At 69.1% G+C, this 9,130-nt stretch carries 7 protein-coding genes; all 7 read left to right on the top strand.

What is annotated here, in order from left to right; translation table 11 throughout:
- A partial coding sequence (locus GQ464_RS09235; RefSeq protein ID WP_228350746.1) for an FtsL-like putative cell division protein occupies nt 1–382 on the top strand: 382 nt, incomplete at its 5' end.
- A gap of 69 nt (nt 383–451) precedes the next feature.
- A complete protein-coding gene (locus tag GQ464_RS09230) occupies nt 452–2,548 on the top strand; it encodes a penicillin-binding protein (protein WP_166976659.1) in 2,097 nt (698 codons plus the stop codon).
- 37 nt (nt 2,549–2,585) lie between these two features.
- Nucleotides 2,586–4,097 carry a UDP-N-acetylmuramoyl-L-alanyl-D-glutamate--2,6-diaminopimelate ligase gene (locus GQ464_RS09225; protein WP_166976660.1) on the top strand — a complete coding sequence of 504 codons (1,512 nt, stop codon included), beginning with the start codon at nt 2,586–2,588 and terminating at the stop codon, nt 4,095–4,097.
- A gap of 104 nt (nt 4,098–4,201) precedes the next feature.
- Nucleotides 4,202–5,362, top strand: a complete 1,161-nt coding sequence (mraY, locus tag GQ464_RS09220; protein ID WP_166976661.1) for a phospho-N-acetylmuramoyl-pentapeptide-transferase — start codon at nt 4,202–4,204, stop codon at nt 5,360–5,362.
- 23 nt (nt 5,363–5,385) lie between these two features.
- Entirely contained in the window at nt 5,386–6,750 is a 1,365-nt protein-coding gene (gene murD, locus GQ464_RS09215) for a UDP-N-acetylmuramoyl-L-alanine--D-glutamate ligase (protein ID WP_166976662.1), read from the top strand.
- Between the two features lie 14 nt (nt 6,751–6,764).
- On the top strand, nt 6,765–7,892 hold the full coding sequence (locus GQ464_RS09210) for an FtsW/RodA/SpoVE family cell cycle protein (protein WP_228350745.1): 1,128 nt from the start codon (nt 6,765–6,767) through the stop codon (nt 7,890–7,892).
- Between the two features lie 100 nt (nt 7,893–7,992).
- Nucleotides 7,993–9,123 (top strand): undecaprenyldiphospho-muramoylpentapeptide beta-N-acetylglucosaminyltransferase, encoded by a 1,131-nt coding sequence (gene murG / locus GQ464_RS09205; RefSeq protein WP_166976664.1) that lies wholly within the window; start codon nt 7,993–7,995, stop codon nt 9,121–9,123.
- Nucleotides 9,124–9,130: the final 7 nt, after the last annotated feature.

Genomic DNA, 9,130 nt, shown 5'->3' with positions numbered 1-9,130 from the left:
GGCCGCTCCGGCCGGGCCCCGGCGCACACCGCGTCGCCTGAAGCTGCCCACCTGGGACGACCTCGCCGGCGGCAACGGGCCCGCGGCCGCGGCCGGGCGCCGGCCAGCCTTCGACTCGGTCTCGACCCTGCGCTTTGCCCTTTTCCTCCTGGTGCTGGCGCTGGCCGTCACGCTGTATGTGGGCCATGTCCACGCCTCGCAGGAGGTGCTCACCGAAGTGCAGCGGCTCCGCCGCGAGAATCTGGACCTTCATCTGAAATACAACCGCCTCAAGGGGGAATACGACCAGATGACCTCCCCGGCGCGCATCTACGAGCGAGCCCGCGGGCTGGGGCTGGTCGAAGATGTGACGTACGGAGGAACCATCACCATCGAACGATGACGTGCCACCGCCACCCGCAGGCGGCCCGGGCCCGCAGGCAGGGCACGGCGGCCCGGCCGGAGACGACGCATGCAGCCGAGGGATCAAATACTGGTGCGGATGTACGTGGTGCTGACGCTGCTCAGCCTGCTGCCGCTGCTCGTGGCCGGACAGGTGCTCCGGATCTACCTGGCCGAGGGCGAGGCGCTGCGGGCGCTGGGCAAGCGACAGGCCGACTCGTTCGTGACGATCCCGGCCATGCGCGGTGCCATCCTCGACCGTGCCGGGCGCACGCTCGCCGTCAATACGGCACGCTATGACCTGGCACTCGACCCCACGGTGCCCGGCTTCGACCGGGCCGCCGACCTGTTCTTTGAGAAACTGTCCAGGCTGACGGGGCGTCCCGAGGCGGCGCTGCGTCGCCAGGTGCGCCGGCGCACCAGCCCGCAGTACGTGCTGCTCGCCCGGGGCCTCTCGGAGACGCAAAAAGAGGAGGTCGAGACCTGGGAGGTGCCGGGGCTCATCCTCCATCCCCGCTTCGGGCGCCGGTATACGTACGGCGAGACGGCCGCCCATGTGCTCGGCTACGTCGACCCGGACCTGCGGGGCCTTGCCGGGCTCGAGTTGCAGTACGACGACCAGCTCCGGGGAACCCCCGGCCGGCGGGCCGTGCGGCGGGACCGCCGGGGGGTGCTCAAGGCCGTCCCGGACGGCGTCCTCGTCGAGCCGCAGCACGGCCAGACGCTCGTGCTCACGATCGACCTGGTCCGGCAGACGATCCTCGAAGAGGAACTGGCCCGGGCCGTGGCCGAGCATGGTGCCCGGTGGGGCACGGCCATTGCGATGGACCCCCATACGGGCGCCATCCTGGCCATGGCCAACGTGCCGTCGTTCAACCCGAACCGGCGCGGCGCGGCACCGGCGGAGGCCGAGCGCAACCGGGCCATCACCGACCGCATGGAGCCGGGCTCGACCTTCAAACTCGTCACGGCCGTCGCGGCCGTCGAGCAGGGGGTCGTCGCCCTCGAAGACTCTATCGAGACGGGGGACGGCTGGATGGTCATCCACGGGCGCACGCTGAAAGATACCCACGCCTTTGGCACCCTCACCTTTGCCGGTGTGATCGCCCATTCGAGCAACGTGGGGATGGCCAAGGTGGCGATGCGGCTCGATCCCGGTGTCTTCTACCAGTATGCGCGGAACCTGGGTTTCGGCCAGAACACGTGGATCGACCTGCCCGGTGAAGTGCCGGGCCTGCTGAAGAAGCCCGCCACGTGGAGCGGTACCACGCTGACCTCGATGAGCCGGGGCTACGAGGTCGATGCGACGCCGCTGCAGGTGCTGGCGGCCTACAGCGCCCTGGCCAACGGCGGGCTGCTCGTTCGCCCCTACGTCGTGGCCGAGCGGCGGGACGTGACCGGGCGCACCGTCTGGGTGGCCCGGCAGGACTCGGTCCGCAGGGCCTTCCGGCAGGCGACGGCACGCAAGCTGCTGCCGGCCTTCGAGGCCGTCGTCGAGTATGGCACGGGGGAGAAGGCGCGCCTGGCCGGGCTGCGCGTCGCCGGCAAGACGGGCACGGCCCTCAAGGCCCGCGACGGCGGGTACGAACGCGGGGCCTACCGCGCCTCATTCGTCGGCTTCTTCCCGGCCGAGGACCCGGCGGTGGCCATGATCGTCGTGCTCGACGAGCCGAAGACGAGCATCTACGGCGGGTCGGTGGCGGCTCCGGTGTTCCAGCGGATCGCCCGGCGCTGGCTGGGGACGTTCCCGAAGCTGGCGGCCCTGGCACAGCCGGCATCACCCGGCGATCCGGAGGAACGCCCGGAACGGCCCGTGCCGGACGTGACGGGCCGCCCCGCCGCCGTGGCCGCGGGGCTGTTGCAGGCGCACGGCTACCGGGTGGACCGGCCCGAAACGGCCGGGGCGACCGTTGCGCGGCAGCGGCCTGCACCGGGCGAGCCGGCCCCCCTGCACGCCCGCGTCCGGCTGGACCTGGCGGCACCGGACACGGCCCTCGTCATGCCGGACCTGACGGGACTCAGCGCCCGGGCGGCCACCTTCTGGCTCACCGCACGCGGGGTGGAAGTCCGCCTCGAAGGGAACGGCCTCGTCGCCGGGCAGGCGCCGCGTCCGGGTGCCCCTCTGCCGAAACGGGCCGTGCTCCACTGCCGGCCCGCCCGGCGCTGACCCGCCGCGCTTCCGAACCACCGGGGAAGGAGACAGGATGATCGCCCTGAGAAAACTGTACGAGCGGCTCGTCGAGGCCGGCCTGCTCCGGAAGAAAAGGGGAGGCCTGGAAAATATTCGCATTGACCACCTGGCCCACGACAGCCGCAAGGTCGGGCCGGGAGGCCTCTTCGTCGCCGTGCGCGGGGAGAAGGCCGACGGTCACCTGTTCATTGACAAGGCTGTTCAAAACGGAGCGATCGCCATCGTATGCGAGGCGATGCCGGCGGACGTGGCGGCGTATGCGCGCCGTGAACAACGCGCCGCCGGCATCGCCTGGCTACAGGTGCACGACAGCCGGGCCGCCCTGGCCGAACTGGCCGCCGCCTTCTTCGGCGACCCCTCGCGGGCGCTGAAGATGACCGGGATCACCGGCACCAACGGCAAGACGACCACCGCCTACCTGGTGCACCACGTGCTGGCGGCGCAGGGCCTGCGGGCCGGTCTGATCGGCACCGTGACCTATGACCTCGGGGGGACCCGGCAGGAAGCCACCCACACGACCCCGGACGCCCTCGAACTGCAGCGGATGCTGCGCCGGATGGTCGATGCCGGCTGCGCGGCCTGCGTCATGGAGGTCTCGTCGCACGCCCTCGACCAGGAGCGCGTCCGGGCCATCGACTACGACGTGGCGATCTTCACCAACCTCACGCGGGATCATCTGGACTACCATCGCACCTTTGAGGCCTATTTCGCCGCGAAGAAGAAACTGTTCGACCGCCTCGGAGCCCACGCGACGGCGCTCTACAACCGGGACGATCCGGCCGGTGCGCGGATCGTCGCCGGCACGGCGGCGCAGGTCCTCTCCTACGGCCAGTCGCCGGAGGCCGACCTCCGCCTCGAAGTGCTGGCGAACCGCATCGGCGGGCTGCACCTGCGCATCGACGGCCAGGAGCGCCGGTTTCGCCTGGTCGGGCTGTTCAACGCCTACAACCTGGCGGCGGCCTACGGGGCCGGGCGTGCCCTGGGCCTGCCGCCCGCGGCGGTGCTCGACGCGCTGGCGACGGCCCCGCCGGTGCCCGGCCGCTTCGAGCAGCTCCGCTTCGCCGACGGTACCACCGTCATCGTCGACTATGCCCACACACCGGACGCCCTCGAGAACGTGCTCAAGACGATCCGCGTCACGAAGTCACCTGCGGCCACGCTGTGGTGCGTCTTCGGTTGCGGGGGCGACCGCGACCCGGACAAGCGCCGTCTCATGGGGGCCATCGCCGAACGGTATGCCGACCGTGTCATCGTCACGAGCGACAACCCGCGCACCGAGGACCCGGAGAAGATCCTGAACGACATCCGCCGGGGGATGGACCGGCCCACCGAGGCGCTGTGGATCGTGGACCGGCGTGAGGCCATCCGCCAGGCGGCCGCTCGCGCCGCCCCCGGCGACGTGGTGCTCATCGCCGGCAAGGGGCATGAGACGTACCAGATCATCGGAACGGAAAAGCTTCCGTTCGACGACCGCGAGGAGGCCCGGCGCAGCTTCGCCGACCGGGGACTCCGGGAAGGAGGATAGCGGTACATGGTGTGTGGGTGTGTGGGTGTATGGGTGTGGGGGGAGGAGGGTGCCGGCGTTTGAAGTTTCCAAATGAGCAAGTCGGTCATTGTCAACCATTCTAGATGCTGTATTACCTGCTGACATATCTGGAGCGCACCTACGAGCCACCCGGCTTTCAGGTCTTCCAGTTCATCACGGTGCGGGCAGCGCTGGCCGCCATCACGGCGCTCGTCATTGCGCTTTTCGCGGGGCGAAGCATCATCAACTGGCTGAGCCGGAAGCAGGTGGGGGAACGGGTGCGTGAGGGCCCGCAGGCCGGCGCCATCGACCATTCGCACAAGCGCGGTACCCCCACGATGGGCGGCGTCATCATCCTGCTGGCCGTGCTGGGGGCCACCCTGCTCTGGGGCGCCCTCGCCGAGGTGTACGTATGGCTCATCGTGGCGGCGACGGCCTGGATGGGGGCCTTCGGCTTTGCCGACGATTACATCAAGGTTGTCCGGCAAAACAAGAGCGGGTTGCCGGCTCGCATCAAGCTCACCGGGCAGGTGAGCCTGGGGCTGCTCGTGGGCGCCGTGCTCTACTTCCACCCGCAGTTTGCCGGCTTCAACACCATCACCTACCTGCCCTTCGTCAAGGAAGAGGCGCTCGACTACAACTTCCTCGCGCGGTTCTTCGACGGCGGGCTGGATCTGGGCTGGCTCGTCTACATCCCCGTGGTCGTCTTCATCATCACGGCCCTCTCGAACGCGGTCAACCTGACCGACGGGCTCGACGGGCTGGCAGCCGGTGTGACGGCCATCGTGGCACTCGGGCTGACGGTGCTCTGCTATATCGCCGGCAACGCCGTCTTTGCAGATTTTCTCAACGAGATGTTCCTGCCCGGGGCCGGCGAGCTGACCGTCTTCGGGGCGGCGCTGGCGGCGGCCTGCCTCGGCTTTCTCTGGTTCAACAGCTATCCGGCTACGGTCTTCATGGGCGACACCGGGTCGCTGGCGCTCGGGGCGGCCGTCGGCACGTTGACGCTCATGATCAAGAAGGAGCTGCTGCTGCCGTTGCTGTGCGCCATCTTCTTCCTGGAGGCGATCTCGGTGATCGTGCAGACGGGCTACTTCAAGTACACGAAACGCCGGTACGGCGTGGGCCGGCGCGTCTTTCGCATGGCCCCGCTTCACCATCATTTTGAGGTAAAGGGTACGCACGAGGCGAAGATCGTGGTGCGGTTCTGGATCATCACCATCGTCACGGTCATCGCCACGTTGCTGGTGCTGCGGATTCGTTAACCGGCCCGGGGGGCCTGCAGGCAATGCGTCCGGAAGAAATTCAGGGGAAGGCGGTGACGGTGATCGGCGGGGGCCGCAGCGGCCTGGCCGTGTCACGGTTGCTGGTGAAAGCCGGTGCGCGGGTCTTTTTGACCGAGCAGGGGGAGGCGCCGGCCGGGTTGCAGGCGGCGCTGGAAGCCATCGGCGCGACGTACGAATTCGGGGGGCACACGACGCGTGCGCTCGCGGCCGACTTCATCGTCATCAGCCCGGGGGTGCCTTCGACGATCAACCTGGTGCAGCAGGCGCTGCGAGGCGGGTTGCCGGTCTTCTCCGAGATCGAGGTGGCCTCCTGGTTCTGCCGGGCGCCGATCGTGGCCATCACCGGTTCGAACGGGAAGACGACCACCACCAGCCTGCTCGGCCACGTCTTTCGCACAGCCGGGCGGCGTACGATCGTGGCCGGCAACATCGGCTTCCCGTTCTCGGACTACGTGCTCGACACGACGCCCCGCGACGTGGTGGTGCTGGAGGTCTCCAGCTTCCAGCTCGACCACGTGGCCACGTTCCGGCCCCGCGTCAGCGTGCTGCTGAACATCACCCCGGATCACCTGGACCGGTATGGCAACGACTTCAGCGCCTATGCCTACAGCAAGTGCCGCATTTTTTCCAACCAGCGCGGGGACGACGTGCTCGTCTACAACGACGACGACGAGGTGATCCGCGATTATGTGGGCCTGGAGCGCAGGAAACGGGCGTTTCGTGCGCTGGCCTTCAGCCTGGAGAAAGAAGTCGAGGCCGGGGCGTTCGTCCGCGACGGCGCGCTCGTGCTTCGGATATCATCACACGAGGAGGTCCTCATGCAAGCCGAACAACTGGCCCTTCGGGGTCGACACAACCTGTACAACTCGCTGGCGGCGGCCGTGGCCGCACGGGTGATGGAGGTCCGCAACGAGGTGGTGCGCGAGAGCCTGGCCAGTTTCGAGGGCGTTCCTCACCGGCTCGAGTTCGTCCGCGAGGTGGACGGGGTGCGCTACGTCAACGACTCCAAGGCCACCAACGTGAACTCCGTCTGGTATGCCCTCGAGAGCTTCGACGAACCGATCGTGCTGATTGCCGGGGGACGGGACAAGGGCAACGACTACACCCCGCTGAAGCCGCTGGTCCGGCAGAAAGTGCGGGCCCTGATCGCCATCGGCGAGAGCGCCGACAAGGTGCTGCACGAGCTGGGGCCGTGCGTTGCGCACAGCATGGCGGCCCGCTCGATGGAGGATGCCATCCGGTGTGCCCGCGTCTTCGCCCAGCCCGGCGACATCGTGCTGCTGAGCCCTGCCTGTGCCTCGTTCGACATGTTTCAGAACTATGAAGACCGGGGCGACACGTTCAAACGCCTGGTAGCCAGCCTGTGAACATGCTCAAGCAAATGAAACTCCTGAGCCGGGCGCCGGCGGACAAGTACGTCGTCTGGGCCGTGCTGGCGCTCGGTGCCGTGGGGGTGGTGGCCGTCTACAGCGCCGTCTCCTTCCTGGCCGAGACCAAAGCCGGCGGGGACACCGAACGGTTTCTGTTGCGGCACGTGGGGCGGCTGGCGCTGGCACTCGGGATGGTGGGGCTGTTCAGCCTGGTCGACTACCGGCAACTGGCCCGCAAGGCCCGGATCGGGGTGGTGGCGGCCCTGGCGCTGCTGCTGGCCGTGCTCGTGGTCGGGGATGCTTCCGGGGGCGCCTCGCGCTGGGTCTTCGGCTTTCAACCCTCCGACCTGGCCCGCGTGGCGCTCCTGCTGCACGTGGCCTTCCTGCTGGCGAAGAAGCAGGGCTACATCGGCGACTTCAAACGGGCCTTCGTGCCGCTTTGCCTCTGGACCGGCGCCGTCGTCGGGTTGATCGGGCTCGAAGATCTCTCGACGGCGGCGGTAGTGCTCGTCTCGGTGATGCTGATGTGTTTCGTCGGGCGGGTGCGGGTGCTGCACCTGAGCGGCGTGGTGGCCCTGGGCGTCGTGGCGGCGTACCTGCTGCTGCTGGCCTCGCCGGAGCGGGCCGAGCGCCTGGAAGCCTACGTGGGCGTGAAACTCTTTCCGCACACGGACGCGGAGGCGGTCTTCTCCAGCCAGGACGAAGGGTACCAGGCCCGGCAGGCACGCATCGCCTTCGCCATGGGCGGGCTCACCGGCGTGGGGCCGGGCAAGAGCATCCAGCGTGACTTCCTGCCGGCGCCCTACAACGACTTCATCTTCGCCATCATCGCCGAGGAATACGGGATTCTGGGGGCCCTGGCGCTGCTGGCGGTGTTCGTGCTCCTGCTGTTTCGCGGTTTCCTGCGCATCGCCCGGCATGCCCCCGATCCGCTGGGGCTGTTGCTCGGCACCGGGCTGGTCACCATGCTCGCGCTCTACGGGTTCATCCATGCCGGCGTGGCGGCGGGCCTGTTGCCCGTGACCGGCCTGCCGATGCCGTTCGTCTCCTACGGTGGCACCTCGATGGTGGCCAACGGGGTGATGGTGGGCATCCTGCTGAACATCTCCCGCCAGGCAACCGGCCCGGGAGCGCCCTGAACGTTCCGCGGAAAGCCCGGCAGGGCGGTGCGTGTTGTGTCGACCCGGCTTCGAATCCACAATCTTCCATCTTTCACCCGCAATCCCTGATCCACCATCGATGGAGCGTGCGCCGAGGATATTGTTTGCAGGGGGGGGAACCGGGGGGCACGTGTACCCGGCCATCGCCGTTGCCGACGCCGTGCGGCGGCTGGTGCCCGAGGCCGCGATCGCCTTTGCCGGGACGGAGACGCGCATGGAGTGGGACGCGGTGCCGCGGGCCGGTTACCCGATCCATCCGATCACGGTGGTCGGGCTACAACGCCGGCTCACTCCGGCCAACCTGGTCTTTCCCTTCAAACTGGTGCGCGGGCTGGTGCAGAGCCGGCGGCTCATCGAGGCGTTCGACCCGGACGTGGTCGTCGGGACGGGCGGCTTCGTGGCCGGGCCGGTGCTGCTGGCGGCGCACCTGCACGGGCGGCCGCTCGTGCTGCAGGAGCAAAACGCCTATCCGGGGATGACCAACCGCCTGCTGGCCCGGTGGGCGGCCGAGGTCCACATTGCGTTCCCGGAGGCGCAACAGGCGTTCCCGCCCGGGAAATGTGTGCTCAGCGGCAACCCGACGCGGGCGGCGTTACGCACGGCCGACCCGCACGAGGCCCGGCGCCATTTCGAGCTGCCGGAAGGGGCCGGTGGTGCCGGGGCGCCGGTGCTGCTCGTCTTCGGCGGGTCGCTCGGCAGCCAGGCGCTCAACGCGGCGATGGAGCGTCATCTGGCCGCCCTGCTCGATGCCGGGGACGTGTTCGTGATCTGGCAGACGGGGAGCCGCTATTTCGAGCGGTTGCAGGCTCGCGTGCCCGCGCACCCGCGCCTGCGCCTGGTGCCGTACATCGACCGGATGGACCTGGCCTACGCCGCGGCCGATGTGGCGCTGTGCCGGGCCGGGGCCATCACGTGCAGCGAACTGATGGTGACCGGGACGCCCGCCGTCCTCGTGCCCTCCCCCAATGTGGCGGAGGACCACCAGACCGTAAACGCACGCAGTATGGAGCGGGCCGGCGCCGCCGTGCTCCTGCCCGAAGCCCGTCTGGAGGCGGACCTCGTCGAGGCGGTGCGGGGGCTCTTGCAGGATCCCGAACGCCGGGCCGCCATGGCCGCCGCCGCGCGCGCGCAGGCCCGCCCGGATGCAGCCGAGCGCATCGCCCACGCCGTCCTCGCCCGTGCCGGATACCGGCTCGCAACGACCGTATGACCATGAC

The organism is Rhodocaloribacter litoris, from assembly GCF_011682235.2.
Classification (GTDB): Bacteria; Bacteroidota; Rhodothermia; order Rhodothermales; family ISCAR-4553; genus Rhodocaloribacter; species Rhodocaloribacter litoris.
The sequence above is the reverse complement of the archived record's forward strand: the minus strand, read 5'-3'. Positions and strand labels throughout refer to the sequence as shown.

What these genes read in the sequence shown, in the direction of transcription:
- GQ464_RS09210 (WP_228350745.1), top strand. Translation starts at nt 6,765, where the DNA reads ATGAAACTCCTGAGCCGGGCGCCGGCGGACAAGTACGTCGTCTGGGCC.
- mraY (WP_166976661.1), top strand. Translation starts at nt 4,202, where the DNA reads ATGCTGTATTACCTGCTGACATATCTGGAGCGCACCTACGAGCCACCC.
- GQ464_RS09225 (WP_166976660.1), top strand. Translation starts at nt 2,586, where the DNA reads ATGATCGCCCTGAGAAAACTGTACGAGCGGCTCGTCGAGGCCGGCCTG.
- murG (WP_166976664.1), top strand. Translation starts at nt 7,993, where the DNA reads ATGGAGCGTGCGCCGAGGATATTGTTTGCAGGGGGGGGAACCGGGGGG.
- murD (WP_166976662.1), top strand. Translation starts at nt 5,386, where the DNA reads ATGCGTCCGGAAGAAATTCAGGGGAAGGCGGTGACGGTGATCGGCGGG.
- GQ464_RS09230 (WP_166976659.1), top strand. Translation starts at nt 452, where the DNA reads ATGCAGCCGAGGGATCAAATACTGGTGCGGATGTACGTGGTGCTGACG.